The sequence below is a fragment of the Brevibacterium sp. HMSC08F02 genome (assembly GCF_001807555.1).
In the GTDB taxonomy this organism is placed as follows: Bacteria; Actinomycetota; Actinomycetes; order Actinomycetales; family Brevibacteriaceae; genus Brevibacterium; species Brevibacterium ravenspurgense.
Genome location: NZ_KV789361.1, coordinates 95,401 through 120,641 on the forward strand (window position 1 = coordinate 95,401; position 25,241 = coordinate 120,641).

The 25,241-nt window shown below is 64.2% G+C and carries 25 protein-coding genes; all 25 read left to right on the forward strand.

Going from position 1 to position 25,241, the window contains the following annotated elements:
- Window positions 1-56: 56 nt before the first annotated feature.
- The 25 genes from pyrR to HMPREF3172_RS06820 all read left to right on the forward strand — a co-directional run bounded on the left by pyrR (window position 57) and on the right by HMPREF3172_RS06820 (window position 25,218).
- On the forward strand, window positions 57-617 hold the full coding sequence (gene pyrR / locus HMPREF3172_RS06700; protein WP_070516367.1) for a bifunctional pyr operon transcriptional regulator/uracil phosphoribosyltransferase PyrR: 561 nt from the start codon (window positions 57-59) through the stop codon (window positions 615-617).
- Window positions 617-1,597 (forward strand): aspartate carbamoyltransferase catalytic subunit, encoded by a 981-nt coding sequence (locus tag HMPREF3172_RS06705; RefSeq protein ID WP_070516369.1) that lies wholly within the window; start codon window positions 617-619, stop codon window positions 1,595-1,597. The genes pyrR and HMPREF3172_RS06705 overlap by 1 nt, the downstream gene beginning before the upstream one ends.
- Window positions 1,594-2,898, forward strand: a complete 1,305-nt coding sequence (locus tag HMPREF3172_RS06710) for a dihydroorotase (protein WP_070427950.1) — start codon at window positions 1,594-1,596, stop codon at window positions 2,896-2,898. The genes HMPREF3172_RS06705 and HMPREF3172_RS06710 overlap by 4 nt, the downstream gene beginning before the upstream one ends.
- Window positions 2,886-3,368, forward strand: a complete 483-nt coding sequence (locus HMPREF3172_RS06715; RefSeq protein ID WP_061943037.1) for a PH-like domain-containing protein — start codon at window positions 2,886-2,888, stop codon at window positions 3,366-3,368. Before HMPREF3172_RS06710 ends, HMPREF3172_RS06715 begins: the two co-directional genes overlap by 13 nt.
- On the forward strand, window positions 3,365-4,510 hold the full coding sequence (gene carA / locus HMPREF3172_RS06720) for a glutamine-hydrolyzing carbamoyl-phosphate synthase small subunit (RefSeq protein WP_070516371.1): 1,146 nt from the start codon (window positions 3,365-3,367) through the stop codon (window positions 4,508-4,510). The genes HMPREF3172_RS06715 and carA overlap by 4 nt, the downstream gene beginning before the upstream one ends.
- Window positions 4,510-7,782 carry a carbamoyl-phosphate synthase large subunit gene (gene carB / locus HMPREF3172_RS06725; protein WP_070516372.1) on the forward strand — a complete coding sequence of 1,091 codons (3,273 nt, stop codon included), beginning with the start codon at window positions 4,510-4,512 and terminating at the stop codon, window positions 7,780-7,782. The genes carA and carB overlap by 1 nt, the downstream gene beginning before the upstream one ends.
- The gene (gene pyrF / locus HMPREF3172_RS06730) at window positions 7,779-8,615 is read left to right on the forward strand and encodes an orotidine-5'-phosphate decarboxylase (RefSeq protein WP_070516375.1); all 837 of its coding nucleotides are present in this window, start codon (window positions 7,779-7,781) and stop codon (window positions 8,613-8,615) included. Before carB ends, pyrF begins: the two co-directional genes overlap by 4 nt.
- Window positions 8,616-8,663: 48 nt before the next feature.
- Window positions 8,664-8,975 carry an integration host factor, actinobacterial type gene (gene mihF / locus HMPREF3172_RS06735; RefSeq protein ID WP_061943028.1) on the forward strand — a complete coding sequence of 104 codons (312 nt, stop codon included), beginning with the start codon at window positions 8,664-8,666 and terminating at the stop codon, window positions 8,973-8,975.
- On the forward strand, window positions 8,968-9,540 hold the full coding sequence (gmk, locus tag HMPREF3172_RS06740) for a guanylate kinase (protein WP_070516377.1): 573 nt from the start codon (window positions 8,968-8,970) through the stop codon (window positions 9,538-9,540). Before mihF ends, gmk begins: the two co-directional genes overlap by 8 nt.
- Window positions 9,541-9,555: 15 nt before the next feature.
- Complete coding sequence (gene rpoZ / locus HMPREF3172_RS06745) at window positions 9,556-9,876, forward strand: DNA-directed RNA polymerase subunit omega (RefSeq protein ID WP_141741601.1); 321 nt, start codon at window positions 9,556-9,558, stop codon at window positions 9,874-9,876.
- Window positions 9,873-11,114: a bifunctional phosphopantothenoylcysteine decarboxylase/phosphopantothenate--cysteine ligase CoaBC gene (gene coaBC / locus HMPREF3172_RS06750; protein ID WP_070516380.1), complete on the forward strand. Its 1,242-nt coding sequence runs from the start codon at window positions 9,873-9,875 to the stop codon at window positions 11,112-11,114. The genes rpoZ and coaBC overlap by 4 nt, the downstream gene beginning before the upstream one ends.
- Before the next feature lie 9 nt (window positions 11,115-11,123).
- A complete protein-coding gene (gene metK / locus HMPREF3172_RS06755; RefSeq protein ID WP_070516382.1) occupies window positions 11,124-12,311 on the forward strand; it encodes a methionine adenosyltransferase in 1,188 nt (395 codons plus the stop codon).
- 5 nt (window positions 12,312-12,316) lie between these two features.
- Window positions 12,317-14,422: a primosomal protein N' family DNA-binding protein gene (locus HMPREF3172_RS06760; protein WP_083281454.1), complete on the forward strand. Its 2,106-nt coding sequence runs from the start codon at window positions 12,317-12,319 to the stop codon at window positions 14,420-14,422.
- A gap of 27 nt (window positions 14,423-14,449) precedes the next feature.
- On the forward strand, window positions 14,450-15,364 hold the full coding sequence (locus HMPREF3172_RS06765) for a methionyl-tRNA formyltransferase (RefSeq protein ID WP_070516385.1): 915 nt from the start codon (window positions 14,450-14,452) through the stop codon (window positions 15,362-15,364).
- On the forward strand, window positions 15,361-16,770 hold the full coding sequence (locus HMPREF3172_RS06770) for an RsmB/NOP family class I SAM-dependent RNA methyltransferase (protein ID WP_070516387.1): 1,410 nt from the start codon (window positions 15,361-15,363) through the stop codon (window positions 16,768-16,770). Before HMPREF3172_RS06765 ends, HMPREF3172_RS06770 begins: the two co-directional genes overlap by 4 nt.
- Before the next feature lie 10 nt (window positions 16,771-16,780).
- Complete coding sequence (rpe, locus tag HMPREF3172_RS06775; protein ID WP_070423507.1) at window positions 16,781-17,443, forward strand: ribulose-phosphate 3-epimerase; 663 nt, start codon at window positions 16,781-16,783, stop codon at window positions 17,441-17,443.
- On the forward strand, window positions 17,437-18,108 hold the full coding sequence (gene pnuC, locus HMPREF3172_RS06780) for a nicotinamide riboside transporter PnuC (protein WP_062021172.1): 672 nt from the start codon (window positions 17,437-17,439) through the stop codon (window positions 18,106-18,108). Before rpe ends, pnuC begins: the two co-directional genes overlap by 7 nt.
- An 88-nt stretch (window positions 18,109-18,196) precedes the next feature.
- Entirely contained in the window at window positions 18,197-18,460 is a 264-nt protein-coding gene (locus tag HMPREF3172_RS06785) for a phosphoribosyl-ATP diphosphatase (RefSeq protein WP_019175105.1), read from the forward strand.
- A gap of 11 nt (window positions 18,461-18,471) precedes the next feature.
- Complete coding sequence (gene hisG, locus HMPREF3172_RS06790) at window positions 18,472-19,341, forward strand: ATP phosphoribosyltransferase (protein WP_062021174.1); 870 nt, start codon at window positions 18,472-18,474, stop codon at window positions 19,339-19,341.
- 51 nt (window positions 19,342-19,392) lie between these two features.
- Window positions 19,393-20,586: a CaiB/BaiF CoA transferase family protein gene (locus HMPREF3172_RS06795; RefSeq protein ID WP_070516389.1), complete on the forward strand. Its 1,194-nt coding sequence runs from the start codon at window positions 19,393-19,395 to the stop codon at window positions 20,584-20,586.
- Window positions 20,583-22,088: a carboxyl transferase domain-containing protein gene (locus HMPREF3172_RS06800; protein WP_070516391.1), complete on the forward strand. Its 1,506-nt coding sequence runs from the start codon at window positions 20,583-20,585 to the stop codon at window positions 22,086-22,088. Before HMPREF3172_RS06795 ends, HMPREF3172_RS06800 begins: the two co-directional genes overlap by 4 nt.
- Window positions 22,088-22,843, forward strand: coding sequence for an imidazole glycerol phosphate synthase subunit HisF (gene hisF, locus HMPREF3172_RS06805; protein WP_019175101.1), 756 nt, complete (start codon window positions 22,088-22,090; stop codon window positions 22,841-22,843). Before HMPREF3172_RS06800 ends, hisF begins: the two co-directional genes overlap by 1 nt.
- Window positions 22,840-23,187 carry a phosphoribosyl-AMP cyclohydrolase gene (gene hisI / locus HMPREF3172_RS06810; protein ID WP_061943002.1) on the forward strand — a complete coding sequence of 116 codons (348 nt, stop codon included), beginning with the start codon at window positions 22,840-22,842 and terminating at the stop codon, window positions 23,185-23,187. The genes hisF and hisI overlap by 4 nt, the downstream gene beginning before the upstream one ends.
- Window positions 23,168-24,706: an anthranilate synthase component I gene (locus HMPREF3172_RS06815; RefSeq protein WP_070516393.1), complete on the forward strand. Its 1,539-nt coding sequence runs from the start codon at window positions 23,168-23,170 to the stop codon at window positions 24,704-24,706. The genes hisI and HMPREF3172_RS06815 overlap by 20 nt, the downstream gene beginning before the upstream one ends.
- Window positions 24,703-25,218, forward strand: a complete 516-nt coding sequence (locus HMPREF3172_RS06820) for a Trp biosynthesis-associated membrane protein (RefSeq protein WP_070516395.1) — start codon at window positions 24,703-24,705, stop codon at window positions 25,216-25,218. The genes HMPREF3172_RS06815 and HMPREF3172_RS06820 overlap by 4 nt, the downstream gene beginning before the upstream one ends.
- Window positions 25,219-25,241 lie beyond the last annotated feature (23 nt).

Below are 25,241 nucleotides of genomic sequence, written 5' to 3' on the forward strand. Positions count from 1 at the left end.
TGCTGATGGAAATCACTCCTTTAATGACCGTCCAGTGAGGCGGGGAAGGGGGACCGATGCGCACAGCCGAAGTTTTCGACGCGAGTGAGATCTCGCGCGCGCTGACACGCATTGCCCACGAAATTCTCGAATCCAACAAGGGTGCCGAAGGGCTTCTGCTCTTGGGCATTCCCACGCGCGGGGTGCCGCTGGCTCAGCGTTTGGCGCAGCGCATTTCCGCCATTGAACCGGGTGTGAGCGCTGACAAGATCGTCGGCAGCATCGACGCGACGATGCACCGGGACGATCTCAACACGGGCAAGCTCCGCCCGGCTCTGCCCACGCAGCTGCCTGAAAGCGGCATTGACGGCCGCACTGTCGTACTCGTCGATGACGTTCTGTACTCGGGACGTACGGTGCGGGCTGCACTCGACGCTCTGCACGACTATGGCCGCCCGCAGGCGGTGCGCCTTGCTGTCCTCGTTGACCGCGGGCACCGCCAGCTGCCGATTCGCGCTGACTTTGTCGGCAAGAACCTGCCCACCTCCGCCGAGGAGCGGGTTACGGTCTCGCTGTCTGAAACGGACGATGCGGATGACCGGGTCATCATCACCTCCCCGGCGGGAGGTGAGGAGTGATGCAGCACCTGCTTGGCACCTCGGACCTGGAGAAGGCTGACGCTGTTGATCTGCTCGACATTGCTGAAGCCATGACCGTCTCCGGCGGTCAGGCGGTCAAGAAGCTGCCCGCGCTGCGCGGGCGCACCGTCGTCAACCTGTTCTTCGAAGACTCCACCCGTACGCGCATTTCCTTTGAGGCAGCAGCCAAGCGGCTGAGCGCGGACGTCATCAACTTCTCGGCCAAGGGCTCGTCGGTCTCTAAGGGAGAAAGCCTGCAGGACACGGTGCAGACGCTCGGGGCCATGGGCATCGATGCAATCGTCATCCGCCACCCCGGTTCTGGCACACCGCACTTCCTGGCCGGCAGCGAATGGACTGACGCACACATCCTCAACGCCGGTGACGGCATGCACGAACATCCCACGCAGGCGCTGCTCGACGCTTTCACGCTGCGCCGCATCCTGTCGGACGAACCGGTGTCCGGTCCGGCTGAAGCGAGCTTCGGCAAGGATCTTTCCGGCATGCGTGTCGCCATCGTCGGCGATGTTCTGCACTCCCGCGTGGCGCGGTCCAATGTGCACCTGCTGGAAACCCTCGGCGCGTCTGTCGTCCTCATCGCCCCGCCCACCCTGCTGCCGTGGGGCGCAGAAAGCTGGCCGTGTGAAATCCGCTATGACTTCGATGCCGCGCTCGAAGAGTTCTCCTTCGACGCCGTCATGATGCTGCGCGTGCAGCGTGAGCGCATGCACCAGGCGTTCTTCCCCGGACCGCGCGAATACACGCGCCTGTGGGGACTGACGGAGGACCGCTACCGCCGTCTGCCCGAAACAGCCGCGATTCTGCACCCCGGGCCCATGAACCGCGGTTTTGAAATCTGTGCGGCCGCCGCCGATTCGCCCCGCGCTGCCGTCCTCGGACAGGTGGAAAACGGCGTCTACGTGCGCATGGCGGCCCTCTATCGCCTTCTGACCGGTCGCACTTCGGAGGACATGCAATGACATCTCTGCTCATCACCAACGCCCAGCTGCCCGACGGCAGCACAGGTTCGATTGCCGTTCGCGACGGCCGGATCGTCGAATCCGTCGACAGCCCCGACACCACGATCGACGCGACGGGGCTTGTGGCCCTGCCCGGTCTTGTCGACATGCACGTCCACCTGCGCGAACCCGGCAAAGAAGACGCTGAGACAGTTGCCACCGGTTCGGCCTCAGCCGCCCGCGGCGGCTTCACCGCCGTCAACGCCATGGCCAACACACAGCCTGTGGCTGACACCGCGGGTGTCGTTGAGCAGGTGTGGCGCCTGGGCCGCGAGGTGGGGCTGACCGAGGTGGCTCCGATCGGTGCAGTCACCGTCGGCCAGGAGGGCACTCAGCTGGCAGAGCTGGGCGCCATGGCCGGCAGCGCAGCACAGGTGCGCATCTTCTCCGATGACGGCATGTGCGTGCACGATCCGCTCCTTATGCGCAGGGCTCTCGAATACGTCAAGACCTTTGACGGCATCATCGCCCAGCACGCGCAGGACCCTCGGCTGACCGAGGGAGCGCAGATGAACGAGGGCACCGTATCGGCCAAGCTCGGTCTGCCCGGCTGGCCGGCCGTTGCCGAAGAATCGATCATCGCCCGGGACATCCTGCTGGCCGAACACGTGGGTTCGCGCCTGCACGTGTGCCACCTGTCAACAGCCGGTTCGGTTGAACTGGTGCGCTGGGCGAAATCGCGCGGCGTCCGGGTCACTGCCGAGGTCACCCCGCACCACCTCATGCTCACCGACGAACTCGTCGAATCCTTCGATCCGGTGTACAAGGTCAACCCGCCGCTGCGCACCCGCCGTGACGTCGAAGCGGTCCGCGACGGCCTGGCCGACGGCACAATCGACATTGTGGCCACCGACCACGCACCGCACCCCGCAGAACACAAGTGCTGCGAATGGTCAGCTGCGGCCATGGGCATGGTCGGCATGGAATCGGCTCTGCCGATCGTGGTCGAAGCTATGCGCGACTACGATTTCGGCTGGGCAGACATCGCACGCGTCATGAGCACCAACCCGGCATCGATTGCCGGGCACACCGAGCACGGCTCATTGGAAGTCGGAACGGGTGCGAACATCATTCTGGTCGACCCGAATGCTCCCGGTGTCGTCGAACCCGACACCCACGCGACCAAGGGCCGCAACAACCCCTTCCGCGGGCTCGAGATCAGCACGCGGGTCGTGCACACCATCCTGTACGGCACCCACATCGTTGAAAACGGCGACATCGTTCGCAAGCACGAACTTCGGGAGGGTTCGTGGATCGGCTGATCCCGGTGCTCGTCCTCGCCGCCATTGCAGTGGGGATCCTCGTGCTCATGCGCTGGGGATGGAAAGCTCGACAGAAACGCCAGGCCGACATTCCCGCCCCGCAGCCGGCCGCACCGACGGACAGCGGCTACGACGGCTACTACATTGCGACAACGCCGGCCGGCCAGCACCTCGAGAGGATCAACGTCCACGGTCTCGGTGTGCGAACAGGTGCCGGACTCGACGTCCAAGACGACGGGGTTGTGTTCAGCCTCGACGGGCGCGACGCGTTCCGGATCCCCGCCGAAGACATCGTGGATGTTTTCTTCGGCTCCGGCATGATCGGCAAGTTCACCGAAAAAGACGGAATCATCATCATTCGCTGGAACCTCGGAGACCACGAAGTCGACACCGGCTTCCGCCCCCGAGCACACAGTGCCAAGAAGACCATCGCCGCGGAAATCGACACACTCAAAGGTAGGAGACGATGAGCCTGCGCACACAGCCCGCCCAGCTCGTTCTGGAAGACGGCACGCACTACACGGGAGCCGGTTTCGGGGCCCTGGGCACAACGGTCGGCGAGGCGGTCTTCACCACCGCTATGACCGGCTACCAGGAGACCCTGACCGACCCTTCGTACCACCGGCAGATCGTGATTCACGCGTTCCCCCACATCGGCAACACCGGGGTCAACAGCGAAGACAGCGAATCACGCCGCTGCTGGGCAGCCGGCGTCGTCGTCCGCGACCCTTCCCGGATCACATCGAACTGGCGCGCAGAAGGTGACTACGAAGAACACCTGAAGTCCATCGGGCTGGTCGGAATCTGCGACGTCGACACTCGTGCGCTGACCCTGCACCTGCGGGACAAGGGCGCCATGCGGATGGGCATTTTCTCCGGTGATGACGCTCAGAAGCCAGTGGATGAGCTGCTTGAGATCGTCCGCCAGGCCCCGCAGATGGAGGGCGCGGACCTCGCCTCGGAAGTCACCTGCGATGCCCCCTACACGATTCCCGCTCAAACCGAGAAGCGCTTCTCGGTTGTGGCCTACGACCTCGGCGTGAAGAAGACAACGCTGGAGCAGCTGGCCCAGCGCGGCCTCGAAGTGACCGTGGTGCCGGCAAACACGACGGTTGAGGAACTCACCGAGCTTTCCCCCGACGGCGTGTTCTTCTCCAATGGTCCGGGCGACCCCTCTGCCATGAAGCAGCCGATCGCAGTGCTGCAGCACGTGCTGAAAGAGCGCATCCCGTTCTTCGGCATCTGCTTCGGCAACCAGCTGCTGGGCCGCGCCCTGGGCTTTGACACCTACAAACTTCCCTTCGGCCACCGCGGATCGAACCAGCCGGTTCTCGACGTCGCGTCGGGCCGTGTCGAAATCACCACGCAGAATCACGGCTTCGCGGTCGATGCGCCGCTGGACGAGCCGGTCACGGCACCGAACTCCGAGTACGGCAGGGTGCAGGTTTCGCACATCGGCATGAACGACAAGGTTGTCGAGGGGCTCAAGTGTCTCGACATCCCCGCGTTCTCGGTGCAGTTCCACCCGGAATCAGCGGCGGGACCCCATGATTCGCGCACCCTTTTCGACACTTTCGTCCAGCTGCTGGCTGACAACGCCAAGGAGAACTGATGCCGCTGCGTACAGACATCAAGACCGTCATGGTCATCGGCTCGGGTCCGATCGTCATCGGCCAGGCCTGCGAATTCGACTACTCGGGAACCCAGGCGTGCCGCATTCTGCGCCGCGAAGGTCTGCGGGTTGTGCTCGTGAACTCCAACCCGGCGACCATCATGACCGACCCCGAGCTGGCCGACGCCACCTATGTCGAGCCGATCGACCCCGATGTGATCGAGAAGATCATCGAAAAAGAAAAGCCGGACGCGCTTCTGCCGACTCTCGGCGGGCAGACGGCGCTCAATGCGGCGATCAACCTGCACGAATCGGGAGTTCTTGCCAAGCACGGTGTTGAGCTCATCGGCGCTGACGTCGATGCGATCCAGCGCGGTGAAGACCGCCAGCAGTTCAAAGACGTCGTCGAACAGTGCGGTGCCGAAGTCGCCCGCTCCTACATTGCGAACACAATGGACGAAGTCCTCGACGGCGCTGAAAAGCTCGGCTACCCGCTCGTGGTGCGTCCGTCGTTCACAATGGGCGGCTTGGGCTCGGGCATGGCCTACTGCGAAGAGGACCTGCGCCGGATCGCCGGTGACGGCCTGCACGACTCGCTGACAAACGAGGTGCTGCTCGAAGAGAGCATTCTCGGGTGGAAGGAGTTCGAACTCGAACTGATCCGCGACAAGAACGACAACGTCATCGTCGTGTGCGCAATCGAGAACTTCGACCCCGTCGGCGTGCACACCGGCGATGCCATCACGGTGGCCCCGTCGCTGACCCTGACGGACGTCGAGTATCAGAAGCTGCGCGACATCGGCATTGCGATCATCCGGGGTGTCGGCGTGGAAACCGGCGGCTGCAACATCCAGTTCGCCATCCATCCTGATACCGGCCGCATCGTCGTCATCGAAATGAACCCCCGCGTGTCGCGTTCCTCGGCACTGGCCTCGAAGGCGACCGGCTTCCCGATCGCCAAGATCGCGGCGCAGCTCGCGGTGGGCTACACGCTCGACGAAATCCCGAACGACATCACGGCAACAACCCCGGCGGCGTTCGAACCCGCCCTGGACTACGTGGTGGCGAAGATTCCGCGCTTTGCCTTTGAGAAGTTCCCGGCCGCTGACCCGACCTTGACGACCACCATGAAGGCCGTCGGCGAAGTCATGGCGCTCGGCCGCAACTTCACGACTGCGCTGCAGAAGGCGCTGCGCAGCCTCGAGAGGAAGAACTCCGAGTTCTCCTTCGACGCTCCGTTCAACCTCGAAGACAGCAGTGTGCGCACTGATGTCGAAGCAAAGCTCGCACACGCAGCCGAGGACCGCATCTACACGGTTCAGCGCGCCCTCATGTCGGGTATGAGCATTGACGACGTCTTCGAACACACGAAGATCGACCGCTGGTTCCTCGACCAGATTGCGCTCATCAACGAAGTTGCCGACTTCGTTCGCGAAGCCGAGGACCTGACTCCGGAGGTCCTGACGATCGCCAAGAAGCACGGCTTCTCGGACCGGCAGATAGCGCAGCTGCGCAACCTCGACCCGGCTGTTGTCATGGGGGTTCGCCACGCGCTGGGCGTTCGCCCGGTCTACAAGTCGGTCGACACGTGCGCCGGGGAATTCGAAGCGAAGACCCCGTATTACTACTCGAGCTACGACGCGACGAGCGAAGTCGCGCCGCGGGAACGCGAAGCCGTCATCATCTTGGGCTCCGGTCCCAACCGCATCGGCCAGGGCATCGAATTCGACTACTCCTGTGTGCACGCGGCTATGGCGCTCGAATCTGCCGGATACGAAACCGTCATGGTCAACTGCAACCCGGAAACCGTGTCGACGGACTATGACACCGCCGACCGTCTGTACTTCGAGCCGCTGACGCTTGAGGACGTTCTCGAGGTGTACCACGCCGAGGCGCAGGCCGGTCCGGTTGCCGGTGTCATCTGCACCCTGGGCGGGCAGACCCCGCTGGGTCTGGCAACCGCTCTCAAGGATGCGGGCGTGCCGATTCTCGGCACCCAGCCCGAAGCGATCGACCTGGCGGAGGACCGCGGTGAGTTCGGCCGGATCATGGCCGAAGCCAACCTCGTGGCACCCAAGCACGGCACCGCCGTCACCTTTGATGAGGCCGTCGACATTGCCGAGGAGATCGGCTACCCGGTGCTCGTGCGCCCCTCCTATGTGCTGGGCGGTCGCGGCATGCAGATCGTGTACGACTCCGAGCAGCTGCGCTCCTACATGGAGACCGCAACAGAGGTGTCGTCCGACCGGCCGGTGCTTGTTGACAAGTTCCTCGACGACGCCGTGGAAATCGACGTCGACGCCCTGTACGACGGCGAAGAGCTCTACATCGGCGGAATTTCCGAGCACATTGAAGAAGCCGGTGTGCACTCCGGTGACTCGACGTCTGTTCTGCCGTCGATCAGCCTGGGTGAGAGCGTTCTGCAGCGCGTTCGCGAAGCAACGCTTGCGATTGCCCGCGGCACGGGTGTGCGCGGCCTGCTCAACATCCAGTTCGCGGTTGCAGCTGACATTCTGTACGTCATCGAGGCCAACCCACGTGCTTCGCGCACCGTGCCGTTCGTGTCGAAGGCAACCCACCGCCAGCTGGCCAAGGCTGCGGCCCTCATTGCCGTCGGCAGCACCATCAGCCAGCTGCGCGGCACGATCCTCGCCGAAGAGTCCGACGGTTCGCACCTGCCGTTGGACCACCCGGTTACGGTGAAGGAAGTTGTTCTTCCGTTCCGCCGTTTCCGCACCCCGGAGGGCAAAGTCGTCGACTCGATCCTCGGCCCGGAAATGCGTTCGACCGGCGAAGTCATGGGCATTGCCCCGAACTTCCCGGAGGCATTCGCGAAAGCTCAGCTGGGCGCCTCGACCGCGCTGCCCACAGAGGGCCGCGTGTTCGTGTCGATTGCCGACCGCGACAAGCGCTCGATCGTCCTGCCGGTCAAGACCCTTGCCGACATGGGCTTTGAAATCGTCGCCACCGCCGGCACGGCAGATGTTCTGGCCCGTCACGGAGTGCCCAGCACGCGGATTGCCAAGCACTACGAAGCCGCTGACGGCGAGGACACGATTCTGCAGAAGATCGACCGGCGGGAAATCGACCTCGTGGTCAATGTTCCGTCTGGCCGCCAGGAGCGCTCCGACGGCTACGAGATCCGCGCGGCGGCCATTGCCGCGAACGTGCCGATCATGACCACGACGGCCGCTTTCTCATCGGCTGTCGGCGCCATCGACGTACGCCGTCGGGGAACTGCCGAAGTCCGTTCGCTCCAGGACTGGGCATGACGTTCAGGAACTGGCACGACGCCGCACAGGCAAGCCCCCTGTGCGTGGGAATTGATCCTCATCCACAGCAGATCGCGCAGTGGGGTCTGCCGGACACCCCGGACGCGCTCGGCACTTTCGCACAGAACGTGCTGAGCGCGGCCACAGAGCGGGCGAAGTTCATCAAGCCCCAGTCAGCTTTCTTTGAACGGCACGGCTCAGCCGGGATCGCGGTTCTCGAAGATCTGTTGGCGCAGGCTCGTGAAGCCGGCGTCATGTCGATCCTCGACGCCAAACGCGGCGACATCGGTTCGACTATGGCCGGCTACGCCGACGCCTACCTCAACCCTGCACGACCGCTGGCAGCTGACGCGCTGACCGTGTCGCCCTACCTGGGTGTCGGGTCACTGCGGCCGGCCATGGAGCTTGCGGCAGAACACGGCAAGGGCCTGTTTGTTCTCGCCCTGACTTCCAATCCGGAAGGCAGGGAAGTGCAGCACGCCCGAACCCAGGAGGGTAGGGCAGTAGCCGCCGAGGTGGTCCGGCACGCTGAGGAGGTCAACGGTCAGCTCGATGCGCCGCTGATCGGCCTGGTGGTCGGTGCGACCATCGGCACTGCCGCGGCTGATCTTGGAATTGATCTGCCGAGCTTTTCGGGACCCGTGCTGTCGCCGGGTTTCGGTTCGCAGGGGGCCGGGGTCGCCGACCTCGAGGCGGTGTTCGGGGATGCCTACAGCGACGGGAGGGTGATCGTCAATGCCTCGCGGTCCCTTTCGCGTCGCGGTCCGGACAGTGCCGACATTGCGGATGAAATAACCACGGTTATCGAAGCTTTGAGGCCAAAAGGCCGATAGACTGCGAGTGTCCCGATCTATTTAACGGATCTTGAGGAGGGGGACACATTGGTACTGACGCCATTGACTGAGGAGCAGCGATCAGCTGCCCTGCGCAAGGCCTTTGACGCTCGTGTCGAACGGGCGGAAGTCAAAGCAGATCTGAAATCAGGCAAGAAGACGCTCGCCCAGGTGCTCGCGGAAGCGGGTGACAGCGAGGCGCTGCAGAAAATGAAGGTCTATGACCTCCTGCGCGCAATCCCCAAGGTAGGGGACAGACGTGCAGAGGCCATTATGGAAGAAGTCGGCATCGCCATGTCTCGTCGTATCAGAGGCTTGGGCGTACACCAGCGAGCCGCGCTATTGGAGAAATTTGAGTGAACCAGTTCTGACCGTGCTCACCGGCCCTTCCGCGGTCGGCAAGGGCACCGTCGTCCAGCATGCCAAGAACAGCGCTGACCGCATGTGGCTGTCGGTGTCCGCAACAACACGCGATCCTCGCCCGGGCGAAGTCGACGGCGAGCACTATCGCTTTGTGACTGACGCCGAATTCGACGACCTCATTGATGCGGGCGAAATGCTCGAATACGCGGTCGTCCACGGCAAACACCGCTACGGAACGCCGGCGGGCCCTGTCGAGCAGGCCCTGGCCGACGGTCTGGCGCCGCTTCTGGAGATCGACCTCGACGGGGCGCGCCAAGTGCGTGAGCACGCGCCGAATGCGCGTTTCGTGTTCATGGCTCCACCCAGCTGGGACGAACTCGTCCGCCGGCTCACCGGCCGCGGCACCGAAACGCCCGAACAGATTGCCCGTCGCCTTGAGACCGCGCGCACTGAACTGGCGGCACAGGACGAATTCGACCACGTGATCGTCAACACCGATGTTTCAGCAGCGGCTGCCGAACTAGTAGACTTGATGGGACTGTCATCAGACACCCCTAGGTGAATGTGGAGAAATTTCTTGACTGTTAACCCCGAAGGCATCACCAACCCGCCGATCGACGATCTGCTCAATGTGACGCCGTCGAAGTACGAACTCGTCATCGAGGCCGCACGCCGCGCCCGCCAGATCAACTCGTACTACGCACAGCTGCAGGACGGACTGCTGGAAAACGTCGGTCCGCTCGTGACTCCGGAAGCCGGCGAAAAGCCGCTGTCGATTGCCCTGCGCGAAATCAACGAAGGCAAGCTCGTCAGCCGTGAGGCAACTGCAGAAGAACTCGCTCAGGAAGAAGCTCTCGCAGAAGAGTTCGACTTCAGCTTGGACCCCGACGCACTGTGAACATCGTTCTCGGCGTCACCGGGGGCATTGCCGCGTACAAAGCGGCTCACGTAGTCAGACTTCTGAAAGAAGCGGGACACAGCGTCCGCGTTGTTCCCACCGAAAGCGCTCTGCGCTTTGTCGGCGCACCCACGTGGGAAGCGCTTTCTGGTCAGCCGGTGCAGACTGACGTCTTCACCCGCGTCGAAGAGGTCGAACACGTGCTCATCGGCCAGCAGGCCGACCTCGTGCTGATCGCCCCGGCAACGGCGGACAGCCTGGCGCGCATTCGCGCTGGCATGGCCGATGATCTTCTGACTGCCACGGTGCTCACCACGACCGCGCCTGTCGTGGTTGCTCCCGCCATGCACACCGAGATGTGGTTCAACCCGGCCACCGTCGACAACGTCGCGGTTCTGCGGGCACGTGGTGTGCACGTCCTCGAACCCGCATCGGGTCGTCTGACCGGTGCTGATTCCGGGCCGGGACGTCTGCCCGAACCGCAGGACATCGTGGACTTCGCTCTGTCGGTTCACCGTGAGGCATCGCCTCGTACACACAGCTCTGACAGTGGACTGCTTGCCGGCCGCCGGGTGTTCATCAGCGCCGGCGGCACGCGCGAACCGCTTGATCCGGTTCGCTTCCTCGGCAACCGCTCATCGGGTAAACAGGGTGCGGCTCTTGCTGCGGCCGCTCACCGTTTTGGAGCCGAGGTTGTTCTGGCTGCGGCGAATGTCGATTCTGCGATTCTTGAGACCCTGCCGTCGGGCATTGACATTCGCGAAGTCGAAACCACCGCCCAGTTGGAAAGCGTGTGTCGTGCACAGGCAGCAGAAGCTGACATCGTCATCATGGCTGCCGCTGTTTCTGACTACCGTCCAGCTCAGGCAGCCGGCCACAAAATGAAGAAGGACGGCGACGCCGGACTGACAATCGAGCTTGTGCAGAACCCCGACATCCTCGCCGGTCTTGTTGCCGACCGCCGTGAGGGCCAGACGATCGTCGGATTCGCAGCTGAAACGGGAAGTCCCGAGACCACCGCTGCGGAACTGGCCAGGCAGAAGATCGTGCGCAAGGGCTGCGACATCCTCGTATTCAACGACGTGTCCGACGGCAAGACCTTCGGCCACGACACCACGCACGTCGAAGTGCTCGCCCTGACGGGTACGGGCGTCGTGGGGCTCGGCGAATTCACCGGAGAAAAAGCCGATGTGTCGGTTTCTGTCATGGAAACGATCGCGAAACACGCGGTCGAATAGGATTGAAGCGTGTCTGAACTTCGTCAATTCACCTCTGAATCCGTAACCGAGGGCCACCCGGACAAGATCTGCGACCAGATCAGCGATGCCGTGCTTGACGCCCTCCTCGAACAGGACCGTCGCGCCCGCGTTGCTGTCGAAACGATGGTCACGACCGGTCTTGTGCACGTCGCCGGCGAGGTAACGACCTCCGGCTATGCCGACATCGCACAGCTGGTGCGCGATGTCATCACCGACATCGGCTACGACTCTTCGTCCAAGGGCTTCGACGGCCACACCTGCGGCGTTTCGCTGTCGATCGGCGCTCAGTCGAACGACATCTCCGAGGGCGTGACCCGTTCGCTGGAGGCCCGCTCCGGTACGACCGATCTTTACAGCTCCCTGGGTGCTGGCGATCAGGGTCTCATGTTCGGGTATGCGGACAATTCGACTGCGACCCTCATGCCCACGCCGATCTACTGGTCGCACAGGCTGACTGAAAGGCTCACCGCAGTTCGCAAGTCCGGCACCTTGCCGTACCTGCGCCCTGACGGTAAGTCGCAGGTGACGGTGGGCTATGACGGCGACAAGGCTGTGACGGTCGAAGCTGTTGTTCTTTCCACGCAGCACGACGAGACCGTGACCCACGCTGAGCTCGCCCAAGACATCCGCGCCCACGTGGTCGACCCGGTGTTGGAAGAGTCCGGGCTTGACACCTCGCGAACCAACTACTTCATCAACCCCGCGGGCCCGTTCATCACGGGCGGACCGATGGGCGATGCCGGTCTGACCGGCCGGAAGATCATCGTCGACACCTACGGCGGTTTTGCCCGTCACGGCGGCGGCGCTTTCTCCGGCAAGGACCCGTCGAAGGTTGACCGTTCGGGCGCCTACGCAACTCGCTGGGTGGCCAAGAACATCGTCGCCGCGGGTCTTGCTGAGCGTGCAGAAGTCCAGGTGGCCTATGCGATTGGTGCTGCCAGCCCCGTCGGCCTTTACGTCGAAACCTTCGGCACCAGCGAAGTCGATCCGGTGAAGCTGGCCGGCGCGGTGCGCGAGGTCTTTGACCTTCGCCCCGCGGCGATCATCGCCGAGCTCGACCTCAATCGTCCCATTTACCGCAAGACTTCGACCTACGGCCACTTCGGCCGCGAAGACTCTGATTTCACGTGGGAGAACACTGACCGCGCCGATGCGCTGAAGTCCTATCTCAGCTGAGAACCGTGGACGACGCTCAGCTGTTCGCAGACGCTGAGGAGCCTCGCCTGAGGATCCGCGGCGGTGCACAGCCTGCTGAGGACCGTCCCGTGGCGCGCGTCCTGCTGGAGTCCCCGCTTCCGCACCTGGATCGTCTGTTCGACTACGCCGTAACGCAGGAGCAGGCTGATGAGGCGGTCATCGGAGCTCGCGTCCGGGTTCGCTTTTCAGGGCGGAAGCTTTCCGGTTTCATCGTCGAGCGCACGGACACGACCGATGTCGATGGTGAACTCGCACCCCTTGCCTCTGTCGTTTCGCCGCTTCCCGTGCTGGGTGAGGAACTGTACGGCCTCTGTCAGGCTGTTGCTGCGCGCTTTGCCGGGACGACGGCGGATGTTGTCAGGCTGGGTGTACCCGCACGCCACGCCCGCGGTGAAAAGAACGTTCTGAAGTCTGCACCCGGTGATCCTGACGGGGCAGCTGAGGCTGCCCGCGCTGTGCTTGAGGCCCCACCGGCCGACCTTGTCCCAGCCGCCGAAGCCGATTACCTCGCGGCCCTGAAGTCGTGGGCTGAGAACGCGAACTCATCTGAACGGTCAGAGCCCGAAGCTGGACCTAGGGGCGCCTACACGGTTCTGCCGGGAGATTCCGGTGGTGTCGACTGGGTGCGCTTCGGGTTTGAGGCAGCCGCGCGGGTCATCGCCGAGGGGCGGACCGTGCTGTGGCTGGTGCCCGACTATCGGGAACTCGAGGCAGTCAAACGCCAGCTGGGCGCTCTTGGTGAGTTCACCTCCGTGCTCAGTGCGGACCAGGGACCGGAAGCGCGATGGGCCGCGTGGGTTCGGGTGCTGACCGGACGGTCGCGCTTGGTGTTGGGGATGCAGGCTGCAGCTTTTGCCCCGATGCAGAGCCTCGGACTCATTCTGATGTTCGATGATGGCAATGACTCCTATCTCTTCGGCCGAGCACCGTATGCGCACGCCCGCTTCGTTCTGCAGGAACGTGTTCGCCGAACGGGTGCGGCTCTTCTGTTTCTTGACCGCACGCGCACGGTCGACGTGCAGTTTCTGATCGGCGCCGGCTGGGTGGGGGAGCTGCGCACCTCCCGCCAGGAGCGGCGCGAGTCAGCCCCCGTCGTGTTCCGCCCGCAGACAGAGCGCAGCATCAGCGATCTGACACAGCTGCCCGAGGCTGTGTTCAGCGTGATCCGGGGTGCCCTGGGCCGAGCGAAAAGCGAGGCCGCTGTCGGCCCGGTTCTCGTGCAGGTTCCGCGCACCGGCTATTCGACTTTTCTGACCTGCACGGGGTGCGGCAATCCTGCGCTCTGCCCGTCGTGCGAAGCGCCGCTGAGCGCCGCCGGGCCGGAAGGCCCTTTTGCGTGTGCGCGGTGCGGATGGCACATCGAGCAGCTGGCGTGCCGCAGCTGCCGAAGTAGGCGCTTCAGCTTCCGCAGTGCGGGACTCGACGGGATTCACGCTCAGCTGGGGCGCGCGTTTCCAGGCTTCACGGTTGTGCGCTCCGGCGGCAGCAAGATCTTCTCCAGGCTGGACGCTCCAGCGGACATCGTCGTTGCCTCAACGGGTGCTGAACCCTATGTGGACGGCGGCTATGCGGCTGCGGTTCTGCTCGACACTCTGTGGCCTGGCCCCGTGCTCAGAGCAACTGACAGGGCAATTGCCAGGCGCATGCGGGCGGCAGCCATGGTCCGCCCCTCCCGTGTCGGCGGCCGTGTTCTCATCTTGGATGATGACCCGGACGTCGTCCGCACCCTGACCCGCTGGGATCCGGAAGTCTACGCCGCGGGAGAACTCGCGGATCGTACGGAAGCGGGGTTCCCGCCGGCTTGGCGAACAGCCGAGGTCACGGGTGCACGCCAAGCGGTCGAAGACGTTGCGGAAGGCTGCTGTGAAGACTTCGACGCGCGGCTGTACGAACTGCGCGACGGCCCGCCCCGGTCGCGCTTCACCCGCCCCGGCGACGAGGTCGATGAATCCGTCGTCACGGCGGTTCTCGGCATTCCCGCTTCGACTGGCAGCACGCTCTCAGAACACTTGGCGGCCGAAACCGCCAGCCGGTCAATGCGCGGCGACGTGCAGATTCGCGTCCGCATGGACGATCCCGACGCCCTGTGACAGCAGCCGCCCACTAGACTGAACTGCGTGAGAATCCTGTTTGCCGGCACTCCGGAACCCGCCGTTCCCTCCTTGCGCGCCGTCGCCTCGCAGCACAGCGTGGCAGCTGTGCTCACCCGACCCGATGCGCCGGTCGGACGTAAGCGCGTTCTGACGCCCAGTCCGGTGAAGATGGCAGCGCAGGAACTCGGTCTTCCCGTCATTGAGGCCAGCCGTCTGGTCGGTGATGTCGTGACACAGATCGAAGAGCTTAAGGTCGATGCCGTTGCGGTCGTCGCCTACGGGGCGCTGGCCGGACCGCGGTCACTCGCGGCCGCCCGCCTGGGCTGGTACAACCTCCACTTCTCGCTTCTTCCCGATTATCGAGGTGCCGCTCCTGTCCAACGCGCCCTCATCGACGGGCACACCACCTCTGGTGTGACCGTGTTCCGACTTGATGAGGGGATGGACACTGGCGACATCGTCAGCGCACTCGAACTGCCGCTTGACCACGTCGACGCAGGCGCGGCTCTTGCCGACTATGCCGACAAGGGCGCGGCTGTTCTCGCGGATGCTCTCACCGCGGTAGAAAACGGCACAGCACAGTTCACTCGGCAGCCGACCGAGGGGACACTCGCACCCAAGATCACCGCCGCTGATGCGCACCTGGACTTCCAGCAGTCAGCCGAACAGCTCATTGCCCGCTCGCGCGGCACCTCGCCGGCCCCGGGACCGTGGAGCACAATCGACGGCAAGCGCACTAAGCTTGGCCCGCTCGCACCAGCCGAGGGCTCGCTTGAACCGGGACACACCGCCAGTGCCGATGGCGGAATGCTGATCGGCACGGGAAGCCATCCGGTATTCATCGAGACAATCCAGCCGTTCGGCAAGCAGCGCATGGCCGCCGCGGACTTCCTGCGCGGCAACCCCGGCGTCAGCTTTGACCTGGGTGAGGGCGCATGAGTCGGCCTGACGCTCGTCGCAGTCGGGGCCGGAACAACCCGCAGAAAGCGAACCTCGCCCGCATCCTCGCGTGGGAGGTGCTCGTCGCGGTTGATGAAGACGACGCCTATGCCAACCTTCTGCTGCCGCGCAAGATTGCGCGCACGCGCCTGCGCGCTGATGATGCGGCACTGGCAACCGAACTGACCTACGGAACGCTGCGCGCCCGCGGTCTCTACGACGCGATCATCGCCGAAGCGGCGTCCCGCAAAGTCAACACCCTGGAAATCCCGGTGCTTAATGCCATGCGGATGGGAGCGCACCAGCTGCTGGCCATGCGCATTCCCGACCACGCGGCAGTCGGCGAAACGGTAGCAGTCATCAAGCAGTCGCTGCCGCGTGCATCCGGGATCGTCAACGCCGTCCTGCGCCGGATTGGTGAGCGCAGCTATGACGACTGGCTGGCACTCGTGACAGCCGGTCTGCCCGAAGACCAGGCGAAGTCCCTGCGGTACTCGCACCCGGCATGGATCGTCAGCGCCCTGCGGGAGGCCCTCGAAGCTCACGGGCGCAGTTCGGCGGAAATCGATTTGCTGCTGCAGTCCCACAACGATCCTGCTCCCGTCGTTCTCACGGCACTGCCGGGACTGGACCGCAGCGAACTTCCCGGAACTCCCACCGAGCTGTCACCCCTGGGTGTGATTCTCGACCGCGGTGACCCGGGGAATCTCGAGGCGGTGCGAACGGGACGTGCGCGGGTGCAGGACGAAGGCTCCCAGCTGACAGCACTCACCCTGCTGGAGGCAGAAGCTCCCGAGGGCGAATGGCTCGACATGTGCGCCGGCCCCGGCGGCAAAACCGCAATTCTGGCCGCCACGGCAGCCGAGCGGGGTGTGCCCGTGACAGCCCTCGATGCGTCAGGTCACCGAGCTGACCTCGTGGTCGACAGCACGCGCGCTTTTGCCGACACCGTCGAAGTGTTCAAAGGTGACGGACGCGAATTCGCCGAAGCGTATCCCGGTGACTTCACCCGAGTGCTCGTGGACGTTCCCTGCTCAGGTTTGGGTGCGCTGCGGCGCAGGCCGGAAGCGCGCTGGCGGCGCAGCTCCGAAGACGTGCGCACACTGCGCCCGCTGCAGGACGGCCTTCTTCGTGCCGCATGGCAGGCGTGTGCGCCCGGCGGCGTCATCGCCTACTCCACGTGCTCACCGCACAAGCACGAAACCCTCGACGTGGTCCGCGCCTTCGCAGCAGACACCCCCGCGGTGCAGATTCTCAACACACCCGACCACCTGGCCCGGGTGACGGGACAGCCAGCCGAAAGTTTCGCCTCGTCCGCCGTGGGTGACGGTGCCGCTGCTCAGCTGTGGTCCCACGTTCACGAAACCGACGGCATGTTCATCTGCCTCATCCGCCGCCCAGCCTGAGAGGACACTCGTGTCGATTTCCATCAACCCCAGCATCCTGTCCTGTGACTTCGCGCAGTTCGACCGCGAACTGGCAAAAATTGCCGACGCCGACATGGCGCACGTCGACGTCATGGACAACCACTTCGTGCCCAACCTCACGTTCGGCCCGCCCGTTGTTGAGCGAATCAAGGCTGTCTCGCCCATCCCGCTGGACATGCACCTCATGATCTCTGAAGCCGACCGGCACGCACCGGTCTATGCCGAAATGGGCTGCGAGTCAGTGACCTTCCACCTGGAGGCCTCGGCCGCTCCGGTGCGCACAGCGCGTGAACTGCGCCGCCTGGGTGCAAAGGCCTCCGTTGCGGTCAAACCGGCGACCCCCGTCGAACCGCTCATTGACCTGCTCGGCGAATTCGACCAGGTGCTCATCATGACCGTCGAACCTGGCTTCGGCGGACAGAAGTTCCTCGACGTGTGCCTGCCGAAGGTCCGCAGGATCCGCGAAGCGATCTCGGCTGCCAATCTCGAGCTGACCGTCCAGGTGGACGGGGGGATCTCCGAGGACACGATCGGCCGCGCGGCAGAGGCCGGCGCCGACGTCTTTGTGGCAGGCTCCGCGGTCTACGGTGCCGACAATCCTGCCGCGCAGATTGCGCGTCTGCGTGAACTCGCAGGAGAACACGCTTGCTGACCGACCTCTTCGGAATCCTCAACACCCCGGCTTTCTGGCTGGCGGGCAAACCTGTCCCGTGGTCAGACCTCATCGGCAACATCTTCGCCCTGCTGACGGTGGGACTCGCACTCAAACGCAGCGTGTGGTCATGGCCCGTGCAGATTCTGGGCTCCATCCTGCTGCTGAGCGCATCCTTGTCCGCCCACCTGGGCGGCAACGCCAGCCGACAGGTGGTCATCATCGCCGCCGCCGTGTGGGGGTGGAGCACGTGGCAGAAATCGAAGAGCGAAACCGGCTCGATCGAGGTTCGCTGGGCCACCTGGAAAGAGCGCGCCGTTCTGCTGGCTGCTCTCATTGTGGGCACCGCCGTATTCGGCACGGTGCTGAAACTGGGGGACTGGTCGTGGAACCCCTACCCGGACGCGTATATCTTCATCGGCTCACTCGTTGCGATGTACGCCCAGGGCAAGGCGATCGTCGAATTCTGGTTCGTGTGGCTGGCGGTTGACCTTGTGGGCATCCCGCTGGCCGTCATGGGCGGACTGCTGTTCTCCGGAATCGTCTACTTCATCTTCCTCATCATGGTTCTCATGGGCATGCGCGACTGGGCCAAGAGATCGCGCCAGACGATTTCCTCACCGTCCTCAGCCGCCGCCACGATCCACGGTGAGGAAACAGCCTGAGCAGCCGGCACCTCGTGCGTGATCAGTTGAGATTCCCACAACGTGAGCCGCGATACATCGCGCTTGAGCCGTGTACTAATCTGGCACCGTGAAGACCTTTGACGAGCTTTTTGCCGAATTGAAGACCAAAGCGGAGACCCGCCCGGAAGGGTCGTCGACCGTCGCCGAACTTGACGCCGGAGTGCATCAGATCGGAAAGAAGATTGTCGAAGAGGCCGCTGAGGTCTGGATGGCTGCCGAATACCAGTCGGACAGCGAACTGGCCGAAGAGATCTCCCAGGCGATCTACCACCTGCAGGTCATGATGCTCGCACGCGGACTGACCCCCGAAGACATCTACCGGTACCTGTAAGAAAGGCCCCTGTGCTCAGAGTCGCCGTTCCCAACAAGGGATCACTGTCAGAAAAAGCCACGGAGATGCTCCGCGCCGCCGGCTACTCGCTGCGGCCCAACGCGAAGACGCTGGCCCACACCGACAACGTCAACGAAATCGAGTTCTTCTACCTGCGCCCGCGCGACATCGCGGTGTACATCGGGCGGGGAATCCTCGACATCGGGATCACCGGTCGCGACCTTCTGCTCGAATCCGGTGCGGAAGCCAAAGAGATCATGTCCCTGGGCTTCGGAGCTTCACGATTCCACTACGCCGGTCCCGCCGGCGCTTTTGCCGACCCGAGTGAGCTCAGCGGCAAGAGCATTGCGACCTCCTACCCGGAACTCGTCCAGCAGGATCTTAAGCAGCGTGGGATGAGCGCATCAATCGTGCCGCTGGACGGGGCTGTTGAAGTGTCCATCCAGCTGGGCGTTGCCGACGCTATCGCGGACGTCGTCGAAACCGGCACCACCCTGCGCGCCGCGGGACTGGAGACAATCGGCGAGCCGATTCTGCGCTCGGAGGGCGTTCTCATCGGCCGTGACGGTCCGCCGCGCGAAGCCGAAGACCCCAAGCAGATCGAGCTCAGGACTGACATCCTGCTGCGCCGCCTGGAAAGCGTCATCGTCGCCCGCGACTACGTGCTCATCGACTACGACGTTGCCGAAGAGAACCTCGAAGCGGCGATCGCCATCACCCCGGGCTTTGAAAGCCCGACCGTGTCAACCCTGCACGATCGCGGCTGGTTTGCCGTCCGGGCCATGGTGCCCTCAGCCGACCAGCACACACTCATGGACAAGCTCTACAGCGTCGGCGCGCGGGCAATCCTCGTCAGCCGCATTGACGCCTGCCGCATCTGACACCGGCCGCCAGCACCGACGCCGGCGGCTGCCACACCAGGAAGGACTGACATGTCGCAAGGACCACTCAACGGCTACACCGTCGTCGACCTTTCCCGCGCTCTCGCCGGCCCTCACGCAGGCCAGATCTTCGGCGACCTCGGTGCGCGGGTCATCAAGGTAGAAAATCCCACCAGCGGTGACGACACGCGCAGCTGGGGCCCGCAGTACGTGGGGCCGGAAGACCAGAAGCAGGCCACGTACTTCCTGGCGTGCAACCGCAACAAGGAATCCATCGCGCTGGATCTCAAGAGCGAGGACGGCAAGCACGTTCTCGAAGAGCTCATCAAGCGCGCAGACGTGGTCATCGAGAACTTCCGCACCGGCGTTATGGACCGCCTGGGCTTTTCCACGCAGCGCTGCCTGGAGCTCAACCCGCGCTTGGTGATCCTGTCGATCACCGGCTTCGGCCACGACGGTCCCGAGGGCGGTCGTGCCGGCTACGACCAGATCGCCCAGGGCGAGGCGGGGCTCATGTCGGTCACGGGTTCGGGCCCGGACGACTTCCAGCGGGTCGGTGTGCCGATTGCCGACCTCCTGGGCGGCATCAACGGAACCCTCGGTGTTCTTGCGGCTCTCCTTGAACGCGAACGCACCGGCAAGGGCAAGATCGTTCGCACCTCGCTCATCGCCGGCATTGTCGGCGTGCACGCCTTCCAGGCCACCTCGCAGCTCGTCGGCGGTGTAACGCCTAAGCCCAATGGCAACCACCACCCGGCGCTGTCGCCCTACGGTCTTTTCCGCTGCAAGGGCGGCGAAGGCGGTGCGGTCCAGATGTCGGTGGGCAATCAGTCGCTGTGGCAGAAGTTCTGCACCGCGTTCGACCTCGATCCCGAAGCTGAGGGCATGGCCGACAACGACGCGCGCGTGAAGAACCGCGAGGCAGTCACTGCTGCTGTCGAAGGTGCTTTTGCCGACCTCGATTCCGAAGAAGTGCTGGCCAAGCTCAGCGAAGCCGGCATTCCGGCCGGTGTTGTCCGCACGCTCGACGAAGTCTACGAATGGGATCAGGCACTCTCGCAGGGCCTCAAGATCACGGTGGACCACCCCGTTGTCGGCGACATGGACCTCGCCGGCCCGGTTCTGCGCTTCTTCGACGGCGGTGAAGAAGGCGAAGTAGAAACGACATTCTCCGAACACAAGGCACCTCCTGTTCTCAACGCAGACTCTGAGGCCATCCGCGCCTGGTTGGACGGTGAAGCATGACCAAGCGCTACTCAGCCCGTGAACTCATCGACCTCGTCGTCGACGAAGGCACCTTTGAGTCTTGGGACACCGAACCGATCACACCGGCGGCAGGAATCTCGGACGAGTACGCTGCAGAACTTGCGGCAGCCCGCGAAAAGTCTGGTGCCGACGAAGCGATTCTTACGGGCGAAGGCCGAGTGCGGGGACGTCGTGTTGCCATCGTGGCCAGCGAGTTCCGCTTCCTCGCCGGCTCGATCGGCATTGCCGCGGCAGAGCGTCTGACGTCCGCCATTGAACGCGCAACCGCGGAAGGGCTGCCGCTGCTGGCCGGCCCAGCATCAGGCGGCACCCGCATGCAGGAGGGCACGGTCGCCTTCCTGTCGATGGTCAAGATCACAGCAGCCGTCAACGACCACCGCAAGGCCGGTCTGCCGATCCTCGTCTACCTGCGCCACCCCACCACCGGCGGTGTGTTTGCCTCGTGGGGTTCGCTCGGCCACTTCTCCGTTGCCGAACCGGGCGCGCTCGTGGGCTTCCTCGGTCCGCGCGTGTACGAAGAGCTCTACGGCGAGCCCTTCCCAACCAATGTGCAGACCGGAGACAACCTCCACCGTCGCGGCCTCGTCGACGCCGTCATGGGCCCCGAACGTCTGGGGGAGACCGCAGCGAAGGCGCTCGACGTCCTCATGGGCGCACTCGAGGTGCCGGCGCCGGTCGACAATCCCGACACCTCGCCGAACCCCATGCCCAGCGGCACGAACGCGTGGGACATCATCACCGCCTCGCGCGATGAAAAGCGGCCCGGAGTGCGCGAACTGCTGCGCTACGGGGCGCGCAATGTGCTGCCGCTCAACGGCACGGGACAGGGTGAAAAAGACCGCGGCATGATCCTGGCCCTGGCCACGTTCGGCTCTGCGCCGTGCATTGTGCTCGGCCAAGACCGCCGCGGACAGCGCAAGTACGAACCGATGGGGCCTGCTGCCCTGCGCGAAGCCCGCCGCGGTATGCGCTTGGCCGACGAACTGCACATCCCGTTGGTCACCGTCATCGACACCCCGGGTGCCGCCCTTTCCAAGGACGCCGAAGAGGGCGGACTCGCCGGTGAAATCGCCCGCTCCCTGTCTGACCTCATTGCGCTGAAGGCACCGACGGTGTCGGTCATCCTCGGTGAGGGCTCAGGAGGCGGAGCTCTCGCGCTCATTCCCGCCGACCGTGTGCTCAGTGCCGAAAACGGCTGGCTGTCGCCGCTGCCGCCAGAGGGCGCATCGGCAATCGTGCATCGGACGAAAGACCGCGCCGCCGAAATGGCGCAGGCCCAGCAGGTGCACTGCGAAAAGCTCGTCAAACATGGAATCGTGGATCGGGTCATTGCGGAAAAGCCGAACGCGGCCCAAGAACCGCGCGAATTCTCCGAACGTGTGGCGCAGACCCTGGAATACGAAATCATCGACCTCATGCGCGTCCACCCGTCGCGTCGCCGCTACCAGCGGATTGACCGCTACCGAAAGCTGGGTATCTGATGCCTGCCGTGCGAATCATCCCATGTCTCGACGTTGACGGCGGGCGCGTAGTCAAAGGCGTGAACTTCAAGGGGCTGAAAGACGTCGGCGACCCCGTTGAACTCGCCGAGCGCTACGGCGCCGGCGGGGCTGACGAACTGACGTTCCTCGACATCGGCGCCTCCAGTGGGAACCGCGAAACCCTGTACGACGTGGTGAAGAAGACCGCAGAGCAGGTTTTCATCCCCCTGACAGTCGGCGGGGGAGTCCGCACCGTCGACGACGTCGACCGGCTGCTGCGCGCAGGTGCCGACAAAGCGTCGATCAACACCGCCGCCATCGCCCGCCCCGAAGTCATCGGCGAAATCGTCGACCGCTTCGGCTCGCAGGTCCTCGTGCTCTCCGCCGATGTGCGTCGCGGAGATACCGCCTCCGGCTATGAGGTGACCACGCACGGCGGCAAGAGGGGCACCGGCCTGGACGCTCTCGAATGGGTACGTGAAGCTCAGGAACGGGGCGTCGGCGAGGTCCTCCTGAACTCCATGGACGCTGACGGCACCAAGGAGGGATTCGACCTTGAGCTGATCCGCGACGTTCGCCCGCACATCACGGTTCCGCTCATCGCATCCGGCGGCGCCGGCAAACTTGAGCACTTCGCACCGGCTGTGCGCGCTGGCGCCGATGCTGTGCTGGCCGCCTCCGTCTTCCACTATGGGACGTTCACGATTGCCGATGTGAAAGACGCTCTGCGCTCTGAGGGCATCGAAGTTCGATGACTGAGATTCTTCGCCCCGAGGACTTGCGCTACGGTGCTGACGGTCTGCTGCCGGCTGTCGTCCAGGAGTACGACACTCGCGAGGTGCTGATGCTCGCCTGGGTTGACGCCGAGGCGGTGCGCCGCACGCTCGACACGCGCAAGGCCACGTACTGGTCGCGTTCACGCGGTGAGTACTGGGTGAAGGGCGAAACTTCCGGGCACGCGCAGCAGGTCATGCGTGTCAGCCACGACTGTGACGGTGACACCGTCCTGTACGAGGTGCGCCAGACCGGTCCGGCATGCCACACGAACACGCCGTCGTGCTTTTCCGACAGGAGGATGGATGATCACTCCGCTCAGTGAGTTCCGCGAACTCGGCAAACACCACCGGGTTGTTCCAGTCACGGCCACGGTTCTCGGCGACGGGGAAACTCCGATGTCGATCTACCGCGCCATTGCTCACGGTCGTCCGGGAGCGTTTCTGTTGGAGTCGGCTTCGCAGGGTTCCTGGCAGCGATACTCCTTTGTGGGTCGCAACCCGCTCTCAACGCTGAGCGCACAGCGCGGTGGAGAACTCACGTGGCAGGGAACAGTGCCCGCGGGTGCGCCGACCGGCGGCGATCCGCTGGAGGGCGTTTCGCAGGTTCTCAGCCTGCTCAAGAGCCCTCCGCCGGTGGATCTTCCCCCGATGACGTCGTCGCTCGTGGGCTACATCGGCTGGGATGCGGTTCGCCGCTTTGAGAAGCTCGGCGCTGGCCCCGACGCTGTGTCGAACATCCCGGAGATCCACCTGTCGATCCCCGGCGATGTCGTAGTGTTCGACCACTACACGGCTGAACTCACCCTGGTCGCAAACGTGCTCAACGCCGATGGATCACCAGAGCGCATCGAACAGGCCTATGAGAACGGCCGCAAGCGGATCGACGCCATGCTGCGCGACCTCAATGAGCAGCGTAAACCCATCATTTCGACGCTCGACTGGCCGGCACCGACGGTGCGGTCCCACACGGAGCACGAAGACTTCCTCGCGACCGTCGAAACGGCAAAAGAGCACATTCGCCGCGGTGACGTGTTTCAGGTGGTTCCGGGACAGCGGTTCGAAAGCGACACCTCGGCTTCGGCTCTCGACATCTACCGTGTCCTGCGGCGCACCAATCCGAGCTCGTACATGTACCTGCTCGAGGTGGAAAACTCCGAAGGCGAGCCCTTCAGCATCATCGGCTCGTCTCCTGAAGCACTCGTGACGGTGAAAGACCGCGAGGTCCTCACTCACCCGATTGCCGGTTCGCGGCCACGCGGCAAGACCGAGGTCGAAGACCGTAGGCTTGCGGAAGAACTCATCGGCGATGCGAAAGAGCGCTCCGAGCACATCATGTTGGTTGACCTGGCGCGCAACGACCTCGCGAAAGTGTGCCAACCGGGGACTGTGGACGTCGCTGAGTTCATGGAGATTGCACGCTACAGCCACATCATGCATATTGAGTCGACCGTCACAGGAACCCTGCGTGATGACGTCGACGGCATGGACGTCATCCGCGCGGCCTTCCCGGCGGGCACGCTTTCGGGCGCACCGAAGCCGCGGGCCCTGCAGCTGATCGACGAACTCGAACCAATCGGCCGCGGGCTGTACGGCGGTGTAGTCGGCTACCTGTCGTTCGCCGGTGATCTCGACATGGCAATCGCCATTCGCACGGGTGTGCTCAAAGACGGTGTTGTATCCGTCTATGCCGGTGCCGGTGTTGTTGCAGACTCCGTGCCCGAATCCGAATACCAGGAAACCCGCACCAAGGCGGCGTCGGTGCTCAATTCGGCTGCTTCCGCGCAGACGCTGCGAGCAGCGGTGTCGGCAGATGACCTCGAAGAGCCGGGTGAGCGCAAATGACCCGCGGACGGTCCGTTCTGCTCCTCCTAGCGGCAGCGGGAATCCTGTGGTTCGTCTCGACACGTGAACTCGTGACCATGACGGGTGCGGTCAACACCGGCCCGGCAGGTGTTGCTGACGCCGCCCCCGGAGCATCGGGCGGCGGAGGCTCGCCTGTTCTCACGGCACAGGCGGCTGCGTTTGCCGTGACGGCTCTGCTGTTGGCGATGCTCGGAACCGCAGGCCGAAGAATCACCGGCGTTCTCATGGTGCTGTTGGGCTTCGGCTACGCCGGCACCGGCCTCGGCATCGCCCTGGGCCAAGACGCCACCCCGTGGGCGTGGATCGCAGCTGCTGCAGGCCTTGTGGCAGCCGTTGCCGCTGGTCTTGTCGGCTTCGGGCGTACTCAGTGGCGCACCAGCCAGAAGTTCGAACGCGCTGACATTGCGGAGGGCGAAGCAGATCCCGACGACGACCCGGCAGCCGCCTGGGACGCACTTTCGCGCGGCGAAGACCCCGACGACATCAGATGATTCACCTCTCATGGCGAGCCGAT